Source organism: uncultured Methanobrevibacter sp., assembly GCF_905235195.1.
Classification (GTDB): domain Archaea; phylum Methanobacteriota; class Methanobacteria; order Methanobacteriales; family Methanobacteriaceae; genus Methanarmilla.
Window position 1 is genome coordinate 12,756 of sequence record NZ_CAJOKH010000025.1, and the last position, 22,097, is coordinate 34,852.

Below are 22,097 nucleotides of genomic sequence, written 5' to 3' on the forward strand. Positions count from 1 at the left end.
GTAAATATAATAGTATTTATAAAAATATTAAATATTTAATAAATATTATTTATAAACAAATTAAATTCTTAACTAAATTTCAATATATTATAAGTGTTTTATATATAAACTAATTTTTCCTAGTTTATGGAAACTAATATATTAATAAAATTTTAGTATTTTTATTTTAGTGTATGATTTAATTATTATCTAATTTAAAGTTAAAACTGATTGCAGTATACGGCAACTCACAACATGGTCTAACCCTTTGAGCCTTATAAACCACATTGTCATATTTGGATAAAAGTTCTTTTACTTCTTCATTAATTATATCTATTTCATCCTCATTATGAACGCGGAAATTACCTAAAAATGTTACTCCACCACCTAAATTTAATATTGCTAATTTGTCCATTTCATAAGGACATTTATGTTTTTTTAATATTGTATTAATTTTAGATACAACTTCCTCATTAATATCTTCTTTTTCTTCTTTTGTTAACAATTCTAACACCAACAATAATAATATATATTATTAAATAGATATTATTTGAAATTTTTAAATAAAAAATATTTATTAATAATAGTTTTATTAGAAATTATATAAATTTTTAATTGAAAATTAAATTAACAAATGAGAACATTTAAAATAATTTATTTATTTTTTAGTTCTTCATACAAATCTCTTGCATCTGTATGGGATGGATTTATAGTTAAAGCTTTTTTTAAAAAGCTTTTAGCACCCTCTATATCCTTCTGTTCATTTAATATATCTCCAAGTAAATACCATGCATTTGAATAATTATTATCTATATTAATTATTTCAACCAAAATATCTTTGGCCTTAGAATAATGGCCCATATCATATAATTGTAAAGCTTCAACATATTTGTTTTCTACTTCTCTAAATTCATGATCTATAGATTCTTGAATTTGATTAAATAAATCTTCATTTGTATTTACATTAAGTGTATTTCTTTTTAAATTTTTATTTAACTCATCTATATCATCATATACTATTATGTCTTCTTTTTTATCTGAAAGATTAGTAAATATATAATCAAGAACATATTTTGTAGCATTTTTATTTAATGGCTTATTATCATTTCCACATTTTGGAGAATATATACATTTAGGACAACCATCTTCACACTCACATGTATCAAGCAATTGTTTTGTAGATTTAACAAGTTCATAGAATACATCTATTGCTTTTTCACTAATACCTATTCCACCTTCAAATGCATCATAAATAAATATTGTAGCAGTTTCTGTATCTTTATGGAAATTTGTAGACATTCCTCCAATATCAAATCTATCACACATAGTATGAAGTGGAAATAAACCGATAAGTGCATGTTCTGCACCGTGAAGACCGCCAGCAAATACCTGTTTATTATCAGGATATTTTTCTTCTAATTCATCTTTTAATTTCTCATCAACAGTAAACCACAATCCTTTTGTTTTAAATTTTAATGGAGGTAAATCAAGTTTGTATTGGCCTATAAGTTTGGAGAAATGTATTTTATTATATTTTTTAAAGTTTTCAATAACCTCTAAAAGACCAAAATGTACTGTAAAATCTCCAATTTTAATTTTTTTATATTTTTCAAGTATATTAATGTCCGTATCTTTTAAAACATTAGTATGATATTCAACGTTTTTCTTAATAACATTAACAAAGTTTTTTTCAAAGTTTACACTTCTTACTATATAGGTTTCACTTTGATGAATTAAAACTGCACCTTCATATGCTTCTGAGTAGACCTGTGCTAATTCCATTGTTTCAATTAATTTTCCATCACACATAATCATAAACATATTATTTGACAATTGATCTAAGGAATGATTAAATGAGGGACTATCATTTGAAGTGTAATAATACTGATTTTTTAGATTTTTTTCAATATACTGATTTTGTGATAATTCTTTAAGTATAAATTTAGTTTCATTTTTATTTAATTCTGGTGAAAAGTCATGTAATTCCTCTTCTCTAAGAGGTAATTCATTTGCTGCACATATAAGATGGGCATTTAAAAGAATTTCATTTTTTAAATCTACAATTGCATTTTCATGACTTCTTCCAAAGAAAAATTCAGGATTTTTCATAAAATATTGGTCTAGTTGGTTTTCAAAAGCAACTAAAATAACAAGGGATTTTTCTGCTCCACGACCACAACGACCTCCTTGTTGCCATACAGAAACCATGGTTCCAGGATAACCTGATATTATAACTGCATCTAATGTACCAATATTTATTCCAAGCTCCAAGGCATTTGTAGTTGTTACTCCTAAATATTTCCGTGACTTAAGACCATTTTCTATCTCACGTCTATCTTCAGGAAGATAACCTGCACGATATGCTGTAATTCTACTTGTTAATTTACTTTTATATTCTGTCATATCATTTTTAGCCCATAAAGCAATTAATTCTGCAGTTTTACGTGAAACAGTAAAACATAAAGTTTGTATGTTTTTCAAAAGTAAAAATAAGAAAATAAATTCTATTTCCTGATGGAAACTAGGTTCGTTTTCTTTATTACGTTTAGTCCTTTTAAAAGTTTTATAAGGATTATATAAAATAAAATCTTTCTCACCACTAGGAGATGAATCATTTGAAATTAACTCAAATTCACATCCTGTTAATTTATATCCATGTTCTAGAGGGTTTGCAAGTGTTGCAGAGGATAATATAAACTGTGGATTAGACTTATAAAAGTTACATATACGTTTAAGTCTACGAATTAAAAGTGCAACATTACTTCCAAAAATACCCTTGTAATAATGAGATTCATCTATAACAATATATTTTAGATTAGAATAGAATCTCTTCCATTGATGATGCCATGAAAGAATGTGGTGCAATTGATAAGGATTAGTTAAAACAATTCGTGATTTTTGTCTTATTCCATACTTCTCATCTTTAGGAGTATCTCCATCGTAACATGCAGGGTTAATTTCTATACCCATTTCCTTTTCATAATTTTTAAGGACTTGAACTTGATCGTTTTCAAGTGCTTTTGCAGGATAAATATATAATGCTGTTGCTTGTTCATCTTCTATTAATTTATTTAAAACAGGTAAATTAAAACATAAGGTTTTTCCACTAGCTGTGGCTGTTGTAACTATAATATTCTTACCTTCACGAACCATTTCATATGATTCTGCCTGATGAACATATAAACTAATATTCTTTTCGTTCAAATATTCAAGAATAATATCATTAAGACCATTAACTTTTTTATAACTAGCATCATGAGAAGGAATGGTTTCTATATATTCTATTTTCTTTTTAAATCGAATATCATTCTTAAATTTGTCAATTTGTATATCAGCCATATTATCCATTAAACCTTTAAATTAATATTTATTATAATAATTTATTAATTTTAAATAGAAAAAACCCTTAAATAATTCTAAAAAAATTTATATAATATTTATAAAAAATTAATTTATAAATAAAAGTATTATAATATATTATATAATTAGATAATTACTTATATTTAAAATTTAAATATTATTACGTAAAATATTTGATTATATAAAAATTTGTGAAGTGATTAAATGACTGGGAAAAAACTATATCGTTCATATGATAATAGAATGCTTGCTGGTATATGTGGAGGAATAGGAGAATACTTAAATATAGACCCAACCATTATTAGATTAATAACTGCTTTATTAATTTTTCTATGGGGTTTCGGTATTATATTTTACTTATTAGCTTGGATAATTGTTCCAAACGAAATTGACATAGTTTAATCAATAATTTATAATAAATTTAAATATTAATATACAGATTAAATATAATACTATTTTTTTACATAATATTTAAAATAATAATCAATTATATTTCTAAATAAGGATTTAATATGATAAGTTATGATGAATTTGAAAAAATTGTTGTAGAAATTCTTAAAAGAGATATTTCTTCAAATCAAGATCAAAAATCAGCTATTGAATCTGATTTGAATAAATCTCTTTTTATTGTAGCAGGTCCTGGTTCTGGTAAAACTACTGTTATTGTACTTAAAATTTTAAAATATATTTTTGTTGATGGAATTGAACCAGAATCAATTATTGCCACTACTTTTACCCGTAAAGCTGCTGATGAGATAACAAGCAGAATCCTAGATTGGGGATATAAAATAAAAGACTATCTTTTAAGAAATCTTTTAGAATATAATATGGAAAATGATGATTTAAGAAAAATTGCCCATATTGATTTTAATCTAATTATAACTGGAACAATTGACAGTGTTGCAACAGAACTTATAAAGGTTAATCGTGAAGCAGGTACAAATTTACCTAATTGAAACATATGTTGCACAATCTGCAATGACCAATATTGGCGTATATGCAAATGATAGATATTTAAATAAAGACCTCCAGGAATATGTAGGAGAATTTTTCGAATTTACAGATGCAATTAAAAATCCATCAGAAATTGCAAAAATGATACTGTCAATTAGAGAGAAAATGTATTATAATATGGTTGATTTTGATGATGCATTTAGCGATATATCAGACCCTGGTGAAAATATTATAAGGGATGCTATACTTGATTATGAAAAAGAATTAAAATCAAGAAATACTATTGATTTTCCAATGTTAGAGTCCTTATTTTTAGAAAAACTTGACAGTGAAAAGTTCAAATCTTATCTTGATAATATTAAACTAATTCTTGTAGATGAATATCAGGATACTAATCTTTTACAGGAAAAAATCTATTTCAAGCTTGCAAGGGATGTTATTAAAAATGGAGGAAATATTACTGTTGTAGGTGATGATGACCAATCATTATATCGTTTTAGAGGTGCTACTGTAGATTTATTTACTAATTTTCCTATTCGTGCAAAAAAACAATTAGGTATTGATATAAAAGAGGTTAATCTTAAGGATAATTACCGTTCAACTGAAAACATTATTAATCTATGTAATCATTTTGCTTCATTAGATGAAGAATATCAAAATGCACGTGTATCACATAAACCCCCAATTAAATGTCCAAATACAAATGAGGAAAAAAACATACCTATCATTGGACTTTTTAGACCTAGTCCTCAACTTTTAAGTCGTGACTTAGCTATTTTTATAAGTGAATTAATTACAAAAGGAACTGTCAAAAGAGAAGTAAAATCAATAGTTGATACAAAATCATTTAAACTCATAAATAAAAGTGAAGATAATGATGAATTAATCAAAAAATCAAAATTATTTGATATGAATAAAATAAAGGATAAACAATATATTGAAATTAGTTTGGATAAAAATAATGGTTCTCCTAATGATATTGCATTTTTAACATATTCACCAAAAGAAAATACGGCTTCACATAAAAATAAATTTACATATTATCTTAGGAAAAATTTACAAAGACGTAAAATTGAAGTATTTAATCCTAGAGGTAAAGAAATTCATGACATTGAATCTGTTAAAATATTCTGTGGCCTTATCCTTGAATGTATAGATCCTGATAGAAAAATAGAAAAACAAGATAAATCCATCCCTCTTTCAGCTATTAGATATATGAAAAAATGGAGAGAATCTGCACAAAAATTTATAGATAAAGACCCAGAACCAAATGAACCTATAAGTATAAAAAGTTTTGTTGAACATTGGCAGTTAAGAAGACCATACAATCTTAAAAAATGGCCAAATAATACTAGACTAATGGATCTTGCATATAAATTAATTACTTGGATAGATTCACTTCAAGATGATATTGAAGGCCTTGTATACCTACAGGCAATATGTCAAACAATTACTCAAACCGGATTTTTCAATGAATATGGTTCTACCATATACTTTGACAATCCTACAAAAGAACAGAAATCAATAGATGAATTATACTGGAATATTTTTATACCTATTGCAAATGGAGGAATAAAAATTGATGAAGAATTATTTGAAACTTTACCTAATGACAGATTAAATATTATGAGTATTCATCAATCAAAAGGATTAGAATTTCCAATGGTTATTGTTGATGTAGGTAGTGAATATAAAAAAGATTTGAAACGTACCAGTTATCAAAGATATCCTTATAAAGGCGGAGGAGATTTTGAGCTTGAAGATAGAATTCGAAAATACAATAATGACTTTGAAATAAAAAATAGAGAACAACTTGACCGTTCATTTGATGATTTGATTAGACGTTATTTTGTTGCATTCTCAAGAGCTCAAGATGTTTTAATACTAATTGGATTAGATACATGTATATATGGATATGATATGGAAGATAAACATAAAACAATTCCAAACATTGCTTTAGGTTGGAATAGGAATAAAGAATTCATAGGTTTTGATGAGATATATATGATTTAATTAATCATAAAATTAATTTAATTATATCTATTGGATATGTTAAAAAAACTTATTTATTAATTTCTATCATAAAATTATTTAAATATATTATTTAAAATGTTAAAAAAAAATAATTTTATTTCAAACAAATCCAATAAAATAAAATAAAATTAATATAATTAATTATTAAATTCATTAAAATAAGTAATTAAATAAATAATATGACAATCAATAATAAAATTTAAATTAATAAAAATATAAAATAATCAAATTATCCGAATTATTAAGTATATAGAATTATTAGATTTTAAAAGTAAATAAAAATTCGAAAAAATATTATAAGGTGGATTATGAATATAAAATCAAGATCTAAACCATATTTTATACCAGAATATAGTCTTACAGGGGATCTATTATCCTTTTTAACATGTAACTTACAGTACAGGTATCAAAATAAAGGAACTTTACCTCCATCAATGCCTATCCAATTATGGTTTGGAGAATTTATACATGGAGTTATGGAAGAAGCATTTCTTAAATGGGAAGCTGAAAAAAAAGAATTTCCTTGGAATTGGGAATTAGATATAAGGCCAATAGAAGAAATGATCGATCAAAGATTAAGATCAAGAGGATTAAATTCTCCACCAAAACAATTCTGTCCTGAACATTTACCAGAAGAGAAAATTGGAAAATATAAATTAGAGGATAATCCATATCATAGAATTGCTAGTGCAAGAGCTGAAAAAGCAATTAATATTTGGGGTAAAGACATATTTCCACTTATTAAATCTACTGAATTATTGATTAAAGGTATAAGAGATATGCCTAATTATGATGAAAAATTAAGTCGCTCTAATCATTATGGTATAAATGGTGTAATAGATGGATTAATATCTGTAACCCCTCAGGATATAAAAAATATCACAACTACACTTTTAAATAATAATAATCAAGACCATAATATATTAGAATCTGATATAGACAAACAAAAATCTCTTGATTTATTTGGTATTGAAACTAATGAAAATACAGATACAAACCATTTCCTTGAATTGTTAAAAGAAACTCCTCAAGTTAAAGAATATTTAAGCAATAATAAATTAGATGAATTTGAAATAATAATAGATTATAAAGGAATGAAAAGGCCATCTGTTAATAGTGAAACATTTCAACACCATAAATGGCAAGTATTAACTTATTCTTGGCTCAGATGCCAACAAAAAGATGCAAAAGAAATACCTGCAGGAATAATATTATATTTAAATGAACTTGTCCCTTCAACTATGGATTTAATTGCAATTAAAGAAGACATAATTAATGATAAAAATGATGTTAAAATTTCTAAAAAAGATATGGATTCTTTATTTGAATGGGACGGCAGTGAAAAATATTATCCTACTTTATCTGATGAATTTAGAATTAACCGTTCTATTAGAATTATTCCAATCAATAAACAGGAACAGGATGAAGCGCTTTTAAGTTTTGATAAAGTTGTAAATAATATTGAATCATCTCTTATTAAAGAACAAAATGGATGTAAAATATCAAAATCATGGATTGGAAAAGCAGATAAAAGAACTTGTGATGCATGTGATTTTAAAATGATTTGCCAAAAAAACAAAGGTGAACTTGATGATATTACAGTCCCCTAGACTATAAATATAATAAAAATTAAAAAAATTAGTATTTATATATAAAGTTTAGAATTTATATTTTATAAAAATAAAAAAATTAAGAATAATGTGAATTAGTAGGTTAATTATTTTTTTTGTTTATTATCTTTAGTATTCACATCTTTTTTATCATTAACTTCATAATCTACATCAATTGAATCGTCATTTGATTTATTTTCTTCTTTCATTTCAGAAATATCTTTATAGACAATTTTTACAGTTTCTTTAACATTATTTTTAGTATTTCTAGCTTCTTCAATATATTCGTCTTTCTTAGCTTTTAATATTTCTTCTGCAGCTTCTCTTTTAACTTTAAGTTTTTCTATTTTAATTTTTAAAGCTTCTTTTTGTTCTTGTGATTGTTTTCTTTGAAGTTCAAGTATTTCAGCTTTATGTTTTGATATCAATTCATCTCTTTCGATTTTTTGTTTTTTTCTTAAAGATAATTCAACATCTTCCTCTTGTGGTGATTCTGGGAAGTTTTCATCTGCATAATCAATTGCATTTTTTAATTGGTCCTTAACATATTCTTTTCCTTTAGAAAATGAATCTTCACCATTTTTTACTTCTTCTAATTTAGAATTTGCTTTATCTAAAGTTTCATCCATAAATTGATTTGCTTTATCATCAGCAATAACAGCGTATTTTTTTCCTAACTCTTTAGTAAGAGTTTTAAATTCATCGTCATCAAATTGTTTAATTCTTTCATTACCATATTCATATACAACTTTACCAATTTTTAAACTTTTTTTTGTAAGTCTTGATAATATCATTTTCTTCACCTTATTTATTTTTATTTTTTAAATCCTTTAATTCTTTTGCTTGTTTATTTTTTAAATCTTCTAATTCTTTAATTTGCTTTTTCATAAGTTCATATTCTTCATCTACAGATCCCCCATTGTATGAATCCAAATAGTAATCTGCCTTGTCAACTGCATCTTGAAGTTGAGCTTTCCTCTGGGATTTTCTAATTGAAAAAGAATCCTTACTTGATTTAGCTTCTTCTAATTTAAGGGTCGACAATTCAATTGCCCTATCCAAAGCATGATCTGCTTTAAGTTCTCCAATTTGTATCCATTTCATTGTTAAATCATTAGTTAATCTAATCATTTCAGGATCACTTAGAGACTTAAGTCTTTGATAGCCATAAGAGGATAAATTTTTTCCAAGAACTAAACTTTTATTTATTTTATTAAAAATTCCCATAAAATCACAAGAAATTATTATTATAAATTATGTATGTTTTTATTATATTAAATACTTTGTATATAATTTTACCAAATTAATTAAAATATAATAAATATATAATTTCAATATCGATAATAATTTATATTTATTTAATTTTGATTAAAGCTAATATAAAACAAGGTTTAAAATAAATATTTTAAATATTTAAATTTTTTATAAATAAAAGAATAATTTAATCTTAAATAAATTTTAAAGACATATATACATTATAAATCAGTATATATCTGATTATATTGTAAAACAATTTATTAGCTTAGAATAATTTATAATAATAAAGTAAACAAAATTTTATATTTAAAGTTCGATGCTTTGGAATTTTAAAATTGCCATCTTACCAGCAGTTGTTAAGACTAGTTCCTTTGGATTAATATAACCTGAATGTCTCAAATCTTTTATATGGTTATAAACCATACTGGAAGATAATTCGGTTTTTTCTGAAATGTCTTTAACATTATCTGCACCTTCATTAATATAAAGGAGAATTTTAACCTTATTTTTTGAAATATTATAATCAAATATTGGTAAATCAACTATTTCTTCATTTTTAGGATCTAATATTGTTAGTTTATAAATATCTTTAATAAATGAACATGATGCATAAGATAATGCAATAGATTCTATAGAGTTATTTTCAATTAAATGTACAATAACATCATTTTTCTCTTTTATTTCTGTTGAAATAATATTAAATGTTTGTGAAGCAATAGTTAATATGTCTTTATTAGATATCTCTTTAATTTTTATTTTTAAATGTCGTCCTCTTTTTTTATATAATTCTTCCATTATATCTTTAATTTCAGGATAATTTTTATTATCTGTTAATAATACAATAGTTTCAGGTTCAAATTTATCTACAGCTAATAATAATGATTTTAAATCAAATATAGTGGAAATTAAACTAATGGTCATATTTATCACCTAGGCAAATATATTATTAAAATCAAGAGTCCATTCCAATATTGAAAATTTAAAAAAAATAAATTATCATATTTTAAATAAATCATTATCAGATGTATTTAATTTTATAATTCTTTTAAAAGAGATGTAAAAAAAATATTATAAAACTATAAACTTAAAAGTATTTTAGCTGCATTATTTAATTTTAATGAATCTTTTTCAATAAAACCTACTTCTCTTAAATCTCTAATATGATTGTAAACCATACTATGACTACGATTTACAGATTTTGATATATCTTCAATAGTATTTTTTCCATCTTCTATATTTCTTAATATAACTTTTTTAGCATCAGATAGCTTAAAATCAAACAATGGTAAATATATTATTTTATGAAGATTAGTATCATACATTATTACAGATTTAATAATATCTTTATTATAACATGTAGCATAGTATAATGCATTATTTAACATAAAATTTTCAATATTTAATTTTACTACTATATTAGAAGATTTTTCAGCCTCTTTTATTATAAATTCTGAAATTTCTTTACATGAGACCTTTAAATCTAAATTTTCTACATTTAAATTAAGTATATTTATATCTATATTTTCAAAAATCGGGTCAGTTTCTAAATTTAGCAAATTAATCTCTTTATTAGAAACGAGGATTAATTTTTTAATATTATACTCTTCTGTAATGTTTGAAATATCATCTAATTTTGTTTGAGTAGAAACAATGGTAATTTCATTTAACATTATTAATAAATAATATTTATTAATATATAATAATTTCGTTTTTTTCCTTTATTTAACAAAAAATTAATTAAAAATTATGATTTTCCATAAAAAATATTGAAAAATAATATTTCAAGTTTGAATTAATCAAATATTAAATTGTAGGATTGAATACCTCAAAATAAGCTATTGTTAATTTATATATTAATAAATAAATTAGATATAACTATAGTTAATTTAAAGGCCTGTAATTTTATATATTTTCAATCAATCAAAAAATATACCGCTTTATTGTAGTAATAAATTAAAATTTATTTTAAATCAATACAAAAATATAATAGCTTATTGCAACTATATTAAAATTTATTATAAAATCAATCCAAAAAATATACCTCTTTATTGAGTAATAAATTAAAATTTATTTTAAATCAATCTAATAAATATATGGCCTATTGCAACTATATTTAAATTTATTTTTAATCAAACTATAAAAAAAACTTCTTTATTAAGTATTATTTTAAAAATATTATATATTTTTAATTTATTGAATATTAATAAAATAGCTATAAATTAAAAAAGTAATTGTTTAAATCTATATTTTTTATTACAAACTGTAAATCTGTGTAATGATTAATATTTACAAGTTCAAGTTCGAATTGTTCTTTGACTGCATAGAATTTTACTTTATCCTCAAAGATTTTTCTAAGTATAGGATTTAAATTAGAATTTCTATCCTTTAAATAAGGTATGATTAAATTTTTTGAAGTGACAAAAGGCATACCAAGGCCTAAAGGACTAGTTAAATGACCAATTTTTCTTCTTCTTAAAAATGAAATTGTTTTATCCGGATTATTACAATTAAAAAAAGCTATAATCATATTTTTATATGTAGTACTGGATATGGTAGGTTGATCTGCAGAAACACATAATACAAATTTATTATTCAAATTTTTTAAACCATTATGTAATGATGTAGATAATCCTACATCAGGAGGATTATTTTCAACAATTTTAATCTTATTTAAATAATACTCATCAAGTGAGTCCATAATTTCATCTTTATAATGGCCAAGTACTAAAAAACATTCATCAATACCTGAGTTTAATACATTATCTAATGTAAATTCTAAGATTGTTTTACTATTATCCTTACTTTCTATTAATGGAAGTGTTAATTTATTTCGTATAGGCAAATTAGATTTTTTCAAATCATCTCGCATTCTAGAACTTAATCCTGCTCCTGTAACAACTGCACTAAACATTATTACACCAAAATAATTTTGTTAAAATATTATATTAAATTTAAGGATTTAACTCAATTGATTATATTATACAATTATAATTCAATTTATAAAAATTTTTCTTTAATTTTTTTTTAAAATTTATCATTAAATAAAAATATAAAATTTTATTAATTTTTTAATTATACCAAATTTTTAAAGATTTATTTAAATCTATTTAATAATATGAACTTTTATTAATGATATTTTCAAATAATATCTTGTTTAAAGCATTTTTAGAATATTTAACTCCTGCCTCACCTAAAACAAGAATAATATCATTTAAATCACATAAATTTAATGCTAGTTTTAAACCTTCTTCAACTTGACGTGGGGAAGAACCGATTGTACCTGTTTTATTAAATTTAGAATTATTTTTAATCTGGGCAACTTCAGTATCAATATATTTTGACATTTCTACTGATGATGTGGATACAGGTATTACTATATCTGCATCTGAAAGTAATTTTGCAATGGTCATATCACCTTCACGACCACTTTCAGATGAGATTGTATTTAATACAATGATTTTATTATGATCTGTTTTAAGATTTAAAACTGTTTTAATAATTGTTTCTACTCCTGCAGGATTATGTGCAAAATCAATGATGATTGTAGGATCTTTATTAATATATTCTAATCTACCTGGTACTCCCTTAAATGATTCTATCCCACTTATTATATCATCAATATCTAAACCTGATTTCCATGCTGCACATGCCGCTGCAAGTGAATTATAAACATTATGAATACCGCCTTTAGGTAATCTAACAGTACGAGTCTGTTTATCTTCAAAGTGAATTGTATATGTAGTTTTTGTAATCTTATGTTCTTTTGTTATTTGTATATTATCTGCATAAACAGTTAAAGGAGGATTTTTAAATCCACATTTACATTTAAACTCTCCTAAACTCCTAAGATAATTAACATTATATTCTAGCTTACTACCACATTTAGGACATTTCATATCATAATCAGAATCCCTAAAAAGTGGATTATCTTTATCTTTTATTCCGAAATAATAAATTTCTTTACCTTCACAATCAACAATATTTAATAATGTAGGGTCATCTCCATCTAAAACAAGTTTTTCTGCAACTTCTATCATTTCTTTTTTACAATTTATATAATCTTCAAAAGTACCATTATTTAAGTGATCATGAGTAATATTTGTAATAATACCCATATTTACATGAGAATTAGATGCAGAACGTTTAATTTCACCTGAAATACCAAAAGTACCTATCTCTAAAATTCCAACATCTCCACTAAGACGTGACTGTAATGCTGGAATATATTCACTATTTCCCTGAATACGTAAACCATGACTTGGAATTTTATAACCATTTGCTAAAAATATATGTTTAAGAGCATGGGTTGTAGTACTTTTACCATTAGTACCTGTTACAGCAATAACTGGTTTATTTGGAGTAAAAAATTTTAAAATCTCATCAATAGAATAAATAGGTAGGTTTTCCTTATTAAAATTATTAACTTTTCCCATAAAAATTTGATTATTAAGTAAGCTAGGAGCAATAAAAATGGCAGATTGATTATTAAATGAATCTTTATCTAATTGCTCTGCTAATCTTAAATTAATACCTTCATTTTTAAAAATAGGAACTAAATAAGAGTCTGGAGTAGAATCGATAATTGTAACATCAATATCATGGGATGCTAAAATACGTGCAATTAAACTACCTACAGTTCCACAACCACCTAAAACTACGACTCCACGAGATAAACCAGAAACAAAATCTTCTTTTTCCATGTCCCACAATCCTAATTAATAATTAAATAAATATTATATTTTTAATTTAATAAAATTATATATCTTTTTTAAAAATATCATTTAAAAACATATCGATTTTTTAAAATTTCATTATAAAAATAAAAATAGTTTTAATCATTGCAAGCTTCACATAATTTTTCAAGTCGCTTTTGAATAGAAATAATAACCTCTTGACCATTACCTCCAATAAATAATGCATCTTCGTGAGCATATTCAGCAACAAAACTAATTAAATCATCTAAATTATTTGCAATATTCACTTCTCCCTCATAGTTTAAAAGGTCAAGTCGATGCATTGCCATATCTACAGTATTTGCAAGTCCTGGAAATAGTACAATAACCTGAGGATTATGTTCTACAACTTCATCTAAAATATTTAGACGATGATTTTCACTTGAACGAGGAGTTCCAATAAAAGCTGCATAAAAATCTATCTCATCAAAGATAGATTTAACTGCATCAGAATTGTCTGTTTTTCCAACATAAATACTAGAATCATATAATCTGTAAACTTTAAGTCTACCCTCTACAACTTCAAAATTCTCTAAGGTTTCTTTTGAAATATCATCAGATATTCCTATCTGTCTTGCAACTTCAATAGCAAGACCTGCATTTAAACGATTAAATTTACCTACAACTTTCAAATCATAAGTAGATTCACTAAATTTAATAAGATTATTTGCAGAGCTAGAGAAATCTTCACTATATATTTGATCTTCTGAAATAATGACATTTTTATTATTAAATAATTTAATAAGCTCATCTCGATAGTTTTCCATACTACCATGAACATCCATATGGTCATTACCCATATTAGTCAATGCAACTAAATCAAAATTAAAACAGTAATCACAGAAACTTAAGGTCATATCACATACCTCAACAAGAAGTACATCATAATCACCAGATTCTGCCTCAAGAATAATATCATAATATCCTTCAAAACCGCCTCCTGCATTACCTCCAACTAATACCTTTTTTCCAAACTTTTCTAAAATAGATTTAATCATATAAACTGAAGTAGTTTTACCATTAGTTCCTGTTACACCAATAGTATAGATTTTTCTATGTTTATTTATAATATCCTGAAGTAATTTACCAGATAACTTAAATTCATTTGCAAACTTACTATTCCACATACTAGGACTTAAAACAATTGCATCACAATCATTAATCTGATTAATATCATTAGAACCTAAATCCACATAAAGATTATCTGAAACAATAGAAATTTGTTGAGTATTATCAGTTTTTACATTTATATCAGTAATAGGCATACCAATATCCTTTAGGTTAATATCAGTCTGTAAATCTGATGCATAAACTGACCATCCATGATTAAGTAATGATTTTGAAGCTTTTCTACCTTCAACTCCAAGTCCTATAACAGCAGCCCTCATTTAAATTAACTCGTAATATTTTAAATAATAATTCCAATAAACAATATTAAACCTAATTCAATAATTAAAACTAATTAAATTAGAATTTAATAATCATAATATTTTATATAATAAAAGAATTTTTATTATAAAATAATAAATTACTAATTTAATATAATTTTATATTCGTGTATTTATATAATTTTATATATGAATTTAATATAATTTTTCAAATTTTATCTTTAAAAAAAAATTTATAAAATATTAAAAAAAAAATTATTAATAGGTTGATTGGATGTTTGAAGAAGAAAAAGATGAAAAAATATATAATCTCTTAATTTCAAGAGGTGAAAGTGATGCTAATGATCATAAGCAATTTTATGAAAAATTATATTCTAAAACTGATTTTCTATGGAAAGAATCAGTAGCTGCATCTTACAGCCATATGCCAGAAAGTTTTTTTAAAAAAATAGATACTATTATCATACTTAGTGGTGTTTACAAACAAAATAAAGAAGAAATAGATGATATTATAAATGCTTCCAAACATTATGATATACCAATAGTACTTGTAAGGCCTTATGGTGTAGAAGAAGTTCCTGAAAATTTAGAAGATGTTGCAACTACAATTATTGGATGGAATGCCAATTGTATTGTAGATGAGATAAAAAATGTTGTAAATGGAGAATATGATGAACTAGATGATTTCTAATTATCATTTCTTTATTTTTATTAATAATTTTTATTTTATTTTATCTCAATAATTCAAATAAATATATAAAGCTATATAATAATTGGATAGTAAATAAAAAAATAAAATATTTAATAAATTAATTTATATCATCAGTACTAATTTCAGAATTTCCCTGTTTTTTAACTACTTTAATTATATTGTCAGCTGCATTTTCTAATTCTTCATCATGTGTAACAATTATCATTTGAGGAAGTGTAGACATTTTTCTAAGTAAGTCTATAAGTTCTCCTCTTCTATAACTATCAAGATGAATTGTAGGTTCATCTAAAAGAATTGTTTCCATTGCACCATTACTCATGGCCTTAGTAATACCAAGTCTAAGTGCAAGTGCAATAGCTATTTTTTCACCCCCACTTACCATATTTAAGCTTGATTCTCCTTCCGGACCATATAATGTTACATTAAACTCATCATCTAAAATAAGACTTGAATAATCAAAATTAAATTCTTCAAAGAAATCCTTAGTATACTTTTGAATAGTAGGTCGTGATAGTTTTCTTAAATCTTCTTGAAGGCCATCTTTTGAAAAGAGTTCTCTTATATTTTCTAAGAATTGTATATAATCTTTTACATTTTTATAGTCTTCTTCAAGAGTATTATATTCATCCTCTAATTTTTGAAGAGATTCTATTGATTCTTCAATAGTTTTTGATTCACCTTCTAATCTAGATTTATCATTGTTAATTTTTAATCTATTATCTTCTATACTTGCAAGTTGCAATACAAGGGCATTATATTTTTCATCATCATATTTAATCGATTTAATTGCTTCTTTATATTTTAAAAGATTTTTTTCATTTTCGCTGAGAGTTTTTTTCTTATTTTCTAATTTTGATTCAACTGATTCTTTAACTTGAATTGTTCCCTTAAGTTCACGATAATTTGCAACTTTATCTTCCAAATCTTGAATTTTACTGTTTATATCTTCAAGTTCCATGTCTGAATTTAAACCACTGTCTTTACTCATAGCAAGTTTAATAATATTTACTTCATGGTCTTGATCATCATTTAAAAGCTTGATTTTATTTTCAATTTGGTTTAATGGAGGAAGAAGTTCTATTGCTCCTTTTGCCTTAATATATTTATTGTAGCCTTCCTTAGATAAATTACGTCTATCTGTTTCTATTTGAATATTTTCATTTATTTTATCTAAATCTACATTATTAACTTTATTAGAATTACTTTCCTTTTCAAGTGTTTCTAATTTCTTTTTTAACTCAACAATTCTTTCTATTAAATAAGAATTAGAGGATATATTTTTCTCAATTAAGGAAAGATTATTTATTTTTTCTTTAATTTCACTTTTTTCAGATTCAAGTTTTTCAATATCCTCTTTATTTTTCTTAATATTATTTGTAGAATTGATTATAGCATTTTTATAGGAATTTTTTAAATCAATTTTTTTCATATTAGAAATAGTTGATTGACATATCGGACATTTATCACCTACAGACTCTAGTTCTTCTAAAATATTTTCACTTTGAGATATAATCTGATGATACTGTGAGTCTTTTGAGCTTTTCTTTGAAATTAACTCATCTATACCTATAATTTTTTCTTCTAATTCTTCAATTCTTTTTATAATCAATTCACTGATTTGACCTAAATCCTCATTATCATTTTTTAAACTAATATTATTTTCTTTTAAACTGTTAAATAATTCAGATTGAAATTTATTGAATTTTTCATTTTCTTTTTTATATTCTTCTTCTACTATCTCTAGATCTTTTGTAATCTTTTCATAAACTTTAATTTCACTATTCATTTTAGATTTTTCTTCTTTTAAATCATTAATAATAGTTTCAAGACGGTTATAATCATTATAAATTTGTTCGTTTTCTTTTAAAATATTATTTTGATAAATAAAACTTTCTTTTTGTTTATTTAACTCTTCTTTCTTTTGGGTAATATCCATGATTTTCAAATAGGCTTGCCTAAATTCTTTATAGATAGGTAATCTATCTAAATATTTACCAAGTCTTAATACTTCAGATTCATTTTTTCTAATATCATCAAGTTGTGTTTGAAGTTCTGATTTTTCTTGTTTTAAACGTTCAATATCGTTTAAACTTGTTTCAATCATATTTTTATAATTAATATACTCATCTTTATTAGCTTCTAAACTTAATTTTTTAGTATTTATATCTTTATAAAGTATCTCTATTTGATTTAACTCTTCTTGAATTTTTATAAGTTCAGTAGATAAATTATCATATTTTGATTGTTTATCTTTAAGTTCTTTAGTATTTTCATCTTTTCTAGATAATTTACCCCTATATTCAGATTCTAATTTTTCATAATCTGAGATAAATTTTTTAATATTAGTCCATGATTTTTCAAGAGAATCTATACCTAAAAGTTTTCCTATAAGTTTTTTCTTCTCAGAAGGAGTTTTACTAATAAGTTCTGCAATTTCTCCTTGACGAACATAAATAGCATTTAAAAACAAGTCTGCATCCATCTGTAAAATATTTTCAATTTCATTATTTACACTTCTATCTCCTTCACATATCATAGTATTAACATAATTAGACTTGTCATGATTTAATTGTTTATAATATAATTTTGCATGTGATATAGATTTTTCCTTAGATCTTGTAACCTTATAGTGATTACCATTAGATATGAACTCTAATGTAACTTCCATATTATTAAGAATTGTTTTATCATTAGATGTTCTAATTAAATCTGATATTTTATTAGAAGAATGTTGTTTAAATAATGCAAAACTAATAGCCTCTAAAATAGTAGACTTACCTGCACCATTTTCACCGATTATAAGAGTAATACCTGGATTAAATTGAATTTTAGTATTTAAATAACTTTTAAAATTTTTGAGTTCCAACTTTTCAATAATCATCTAATCACCCCCATATCTATCAGCATAAAAATCTTTAACACTATTTTCTGCATCTTCAAGATTATCCTTAGATAATTCATCAAATAAATCAATGGTGAAAGTTACCACTTTTTCTCCTTCATCTTCTAACTTATCCTTAATTAATCTATTAATATTAATTGGTCCTGGATTATAATCAATATTGTCCTTATCATTCTCTTTGAAATCAAATGTTGGCCTATAAGATAAGGATAAATCTGAAAGTTCTTTGTTTAAATATTCATAAACTTCACTACTTGTAAAGTCACTACCAAAAACATTTATATTAATAATTGGTTTTAATTCAAGTTTACTGATTTGGTCTGTTAATTTAGGTATTTCAGTGTAAAGGTTCTTATAGTCAACATTAACATTAATGAATTTACGTGGCAAATCAACAGAAATTCTTTCAGTTTCTACATGACCGTCATCCATTTCAACAAGAACAAAACCTTTACCATTAATATTATAATCATTTAATTCATTTGACTTCCAAATCTCAGTAGAACCGGGATATACTAAACGACCTTCACCATAAGAATCATTAATATAATTATGTAAATGACCCATTGCATAATAATTAAAATTAGTTGGAATATCTCCAATTTCAAGCTCACATTGTGGAATATACTTGTCTATACCTTGATGCAATACTAAAATTTTATTTGTAGAACCTTTAGCTTTTTTAGATAAGGTTTCTAATTTTTCTTTAATTGCTAAATTTCTATTTTGAGGCATATATGGCACTCCACCAATAAAGTAATCTTCTTCTTTAAAATAAGGTTTAATAGGACTAATTAGTTTTATACCATTATCTCGAAATAGTACTTGGGGAGGTATTGGATTAACTCTGCGTGATAGGTCATGGTTACCTGCAATGGCATAAAATGGAATACCTGCATTAGTTAATTTATTAATTTCTTTTTGTACTACTATAAGTGCATCTGTAGATGGACGTGAACTATCAAACAAATCACCACTATGAATAACAAAATCCAAATCTAATTTTATAATCTTATCTATAATCCTTTCAAATCCGTTATAAAAATCTTTTTCACGGTCAATTAAACCATACTGCCTATAACCTAAATGAGTATCAGATAAGTGTGCAAATCTCATGATATCCCTAAACAAAACTTTTTATAGTAAATTAAGTATTTAATTAAATAGTAATACAAAATAATTTAATCTCTAAAGAAATTTTCTAATTAAAAAATAAGAATAAATATAATAATTAAAATTTCTTGAAATTAATAATTAATTATAATTTTATTAAAATCTACATATAAAATTTATTAAACATATTATAGAATTTTAAATATATTTAGGGGCCTGAATTTTTTCGAAGAAAATTAGCTATAATTGCCATTATTTTTATAATTTACCATGTCATTATATTATAGCTTCTAAAAATACAAATTAAAATAGTTTTTTTAATAAAAAAGGTTTTTAAATCCTTAAATTTAAATAATATGTGTTATATATATTTATTTGGAGATAAAAATGAAACACAAAATAAATTTAGATATTAAAGACCCAAATTATACATTGTGAAAGAGATATTTAAAATTATGGATTGCAGAGAATCTTCTGAAATTTTAGCTTCTTGTGGTTTTAAAAACATTGATAAACAAGTATTTACTTTAAATCATATTTATCAGTATGTTCTTTGGTTTAGACATTCCATTCATATTGTATGAGCTTGAATCTAAAGAAAAACTTCGTAAATAATTTAATATTTCTGAAGTTTAAAGTGCTGATCAAGTTTATAAAAATTTTTCACAACAGGACTCAGAAAAACTTGTTAAAGCATTAAATCCTATCTTAAATTCAAGAAATCGTGTTAAAAGAAGAGGAAAAAATATTTTCATTGTTTATGCTACACCTATGGACTTGGATATTAATTTTCATAGAAATAAAAAGACTAAATAATATCTCAAATCATTGAATTTAAAATGGAGTTATTCTTCTAAAGGATTTTATATTGGATTTAAAGAACTGTTATAATTGATTTCGATAATATGAACCCTGTTTCTATTTTAATCCATTCTGGATTCCAAATGATGGAAAACTTTTTGACGAAATTATGGAAAATCTTCAAAAACAGACGTATTATTCAAAAAAGAGATACATTAATTTTTGACAAAGCTATTACAGCTATAAAAACTACCAATTGGAATTAGCAAATATAAATCATTCATTTTATTCTCGCAAAAGACAATTTCAAAAGAAACAAACTAAATGACCAATTATCCTACCCATTATCATCATTTATGAAAAAATAAAATTAAAAATGAAAAAAGATTTTTTAAGATTCTAAAAGATGAATTATTAAAAAAATTAGATAAATGGAAAAACTTCAAACCAATTAGAGTATAAATAGAAGATTTTTTTAAATTACTAAAACAAGGACTTAATTTAAGAGAAATTCATAAATATACACCAAAATCTGTTGAAAAAACAGTATATCTAAATGTATTTTAAGAGCATTAATTATATCACAAGGATTTAAATCAAAAACAGCCATACAACAATTATCTGAAAAATTGAAAAATTCAGAACCCCTAAATAAGATTTTTATCTAAGTTTCTCATATGAAAAAATCTAGCATCTTATATTTTTAAATTGTATTTTTTTTTAGAATGAATAATTAATGAGGTTCTAAATTAATGAAATATCTTTGTGGAGTTAATATTTTTAATGTAAATTTCCAAAGGGCCTAAATTATTTTTAAGCACAAAAAATTAAGAAAATTAATCTTTTTTTTTAGATTATAAGATTTTTAAAAAAATAGAAAAAAAATTAAGAGTTTATTATAATAAAACTCTTAAAATATTATATAATTTTTTTTATGGTTTTACAGTTATTTTAACTTTTTTTGTTACTTTATTGTAGTAATGGTTTCCTGTAGATGTTATAACTGCATTGTATGTACCTGTTTTCTTAAGATTTCTTATTGTAAATGTTGCTTGACCTTTACTATTAGTTTTAGTAGTATATGTTTTACCGTTAATTTTTATTGTAACTTTTTTGTTTTTTACTATTTTGTTTTGGTTCATTAATCTTACAACATATTTTTTAGCTTTTACTTTAAGTTTATAGCTTGCTGATTTTGCAGTTATTTTTGGAGTAGCCTTTTTAACTGTAACTTTTCCTAATGCTGATGAAGCC

General features: G+C 24.0%; 17 protein-coding genes and 1 pseudogene. 6 read left to right on the forward strand and 12 right to left on the reverse strand.

Annotated features, from left to right (window positions below; translation table 11 throughout):
- Positions 1-178 precede the first annotated feature (178 nt).
- Both QZ146_RS03905 and QZ146_RS03910 read right to left on the reverse strand, forming a co-directional pair.
- Positions 179-484 (reverse strand): hypothetical protein, encoded by a 306-nt coding sequence (locus QZ146_RS03905; protein ID WP_295722350.1) that lies wholly within the window; start codon positions 482-484, stop codon positions 179-181.
- Positions 485-633: 149 nt separating this feature from the next.
- Positions 634-3,318 (reverse strand): DEAD/DEAH box helicase, encoded by a 2,685-nt coding sequence (locus QZ146_RS03910; protein WP_295722351.1) that lies wholly within the window; start codon positions 3,316-3,318, stop codon positions 634-636.
- 225 nt (positions 3,319-3,543) lie between these two features.
- On the opposite strand from QZ146_RS03910, the gene QZ146_RS03915 reads away from it, so the two are divergent.
- The 4 genes from QZ146_RS03915 to QZ146_RS03930 all read left to right on the forward strand — a co-directional run bounded on the left by QZ146_RS03915 (position 3,544) and on the right by QZ146_RS03930 (position 7,937).
- Positions 3,544-3,741, forward strand: a complete 198-nt coding sequence (locus QZ146_RS03915; RefSeq protein ID WP_295722352.1) for a PspC domain-containing protein — start codon at positions 3,544-3,546, stop codon at positions 3,739-3,741.
- Positions 3,742-3,851: 110 nt separating this feature from the next.
- Positions 3,852-4,295, forward strand: coding sequence for a UvrD-helicase domain-containing protein (locus QZ146_RS03920; protein WP_295722353.1), 444 nt, complete (start codon positions 3,852-3,854; stop codon positions 4,293-4,295).
- Complete coding sequence (locus QZ146_RS03925) at positions 4,267-6,306, forward strand: UvrD-helicase domain-containing protein (RefSeq protein ID WP_295722354.1); 2,040 nt, start codon at positions 4,267-4,269, stop codon at positions 6,304-6,306. The genes QZ146_RS03920 and QZ146_RS03925 overlap by 29 nt, the downstream gene beginning before the upstream one ends.
- Before the next feature lie 329 nt (positions 6,307-6,635).
- Positions 6,636-7,937 carry a PD-(D/E)XK nuclease family protein gene (locus QZ146_RS03930; protein WP_295722355.1) on the forward strand — a complete coding sequence of 434 codons (1,302 nt, stop codon included), beginning with the start codon at positions 6,636-6,638 and terminating at the stop codon, positions 7,935-7,937.
- 107 nt (positions 7,938-8,044) lie between these two features.
- Here QZ146_RS03930 and QZ146_RS03935 read toward each other — a convergent pair whose 3' ends face one another.
- The 7 genes from QZ146_RS03935 to QZ146_RS03965 all read right to left on the reverse strand — a co-directional run bounded on the left by QZ146_RS03935 (position 8,045) and on the right by QZ146_RS03965 (position 15,315).
- Positions 8,045-8,731: a hypothetical protein gene (locus QZ146_RS03935; RefSeq protein ID WP_295722356.1), complete on the reverse strand. Its 687-nt coding sequence runs from the start codon at positions 8,729-8,731 to the stop codon at positions 8,045-8,047.
- A gap of 10 nt (positions 8,732-8,741) precedes the next feature.
- Entirely contained in the window at positions 8,742-9,164 is a 423-nt protein-coding gene (locus QZ146_RS03940; protein ID WP_295722357.1) for a hypothetical protein, read from the reverse strand.
- A 336-nt stretch (positions 9,165-9,500) separates the two neighbouring features.
- A complete protein-coding gene (locus QZ146_RS03945) occupies positions 9,501-10,115 on the reverse strand; it encodes an ArsR family transcriptional regulator (RefSeq protein ID WP_295722358.1) in 615 nt (204 codons plus the stop codon).
- A gap of 155 nt (positions 10,116-10,270) precedes the next feature.
- The gene (locus tag QZ146_RS03950) at positions 10,271-10,864 is read right to left on the reverse strand and encodes an ArsR family transcriptional regulator (RefSeq protein WP_295722359.1); all 594 of its coding nucleotides are present in this window, start codon (positions 10,862-10,864) and stop codon (positions 10,271-10,273) included.
- 542 nt (positions 10,865-11,406) lie between these two features.
- Positions 11,407-12,105 carry an NTP transferase domain-containing protein gene (locus QZ146_RS03955; RefSeq protein WP_295722360.1) on the reverse strand — a complete coding sequence of 233 codons (699 nt, stop codon included), beginning with the start codon at positions 12,103-12,105 and terminating at the stop codon, positions 11,407-11,409.
- Positions 12,106-12,301: 196 nt separating this feature from the next.
- On the reverse strand, positions 12,302-13,894 hold the full coding sequence (locus tag QZ146_RS03960) for a Mur ligase family protein (protein ID WP_295722361.1): 1,593 nt from the start codon (positions 13,892-13,894) through the stop codon (positions 12,302-12,304).
- A 131-nt stretch (positions 13,895-14,025) separates the two neighbouring features.
- Positions 14,026-15,315 (reverse strand): Mur ligase family protein, encoded by a 1,290-nt coding sequence (locus QZ146_RS03965; protein WP_295722362.1) that lies wholly within the window; start codon positions 15,313-15,315, stop codon positions 14,026-14,028.
- A gap of 274 nt (positions 15,316-15,589) precedes the next feature.
- Here QZ146_RS03965 and QZ146_RS03970 point away from each other — a divergent pair, with 274 nt between their 5' ends.
- Positions 15,590-16,006, forward strand: a complete 417-nt coding sequence (locus QZ146_RS03970) for a nuclease (protein WP_295722363.1) — start codon at positions 15,590-15,592, stop codon at positions 16,004-16,006.
- Between the two features lie 118 nt (positions 16,007-16,124).
- Here QZ146_RS03970 and QZ146_RS03975 read toward each other — a convergent pair whose 3' ends face one another.
- Both QZ146_RS03975 and QZ146_RS03980 read right to left on the reverse strand, forming a co-directional pair.
- Positions 16,125-18,908 (reverse strand): SMC family ATPase, encoded by a 2,784-nt coding sequence (locus QZ146_RS03975; protein ID WP_295722364.1) that lies wholly within the window; start codon positions 18,906-18,908, stop codon positions 16,125-16,127.
- A complete protein-coding gene (locus QZ146_RS03980) occupies positions 18,909-20,045 on the reverse strand; it encodes a DNA repair exonuclease (RefSeq protein ID WP_295722365.1) in 1,137 nt (378 codons plus the stop codon). It lies immediately after the preceding gene.
- Between the two features lie 384 nt (positions 20,046-20,429).
- Here QZ146_RS03980 and QZ146_RS03985 point away from each other — a divergent pair.
- A pseudogene (locus QZ146_RS03985) lies at positions 20,430-21,511 on the forward strand (transposase).
- A gap of 264 nt (positions 21,512-21,775) precedes the next feature.
- Here QZ146_RS03985 and QZ146_RS03990 read toward each other — a convergent pair.
- On the reverse strand, positions 21,776-22,097 hold a 322-nt coding region (locus tag QZ146_RS03990; protein WP_295722366.1), incomplete at its 5' end, for a hypothetical protein.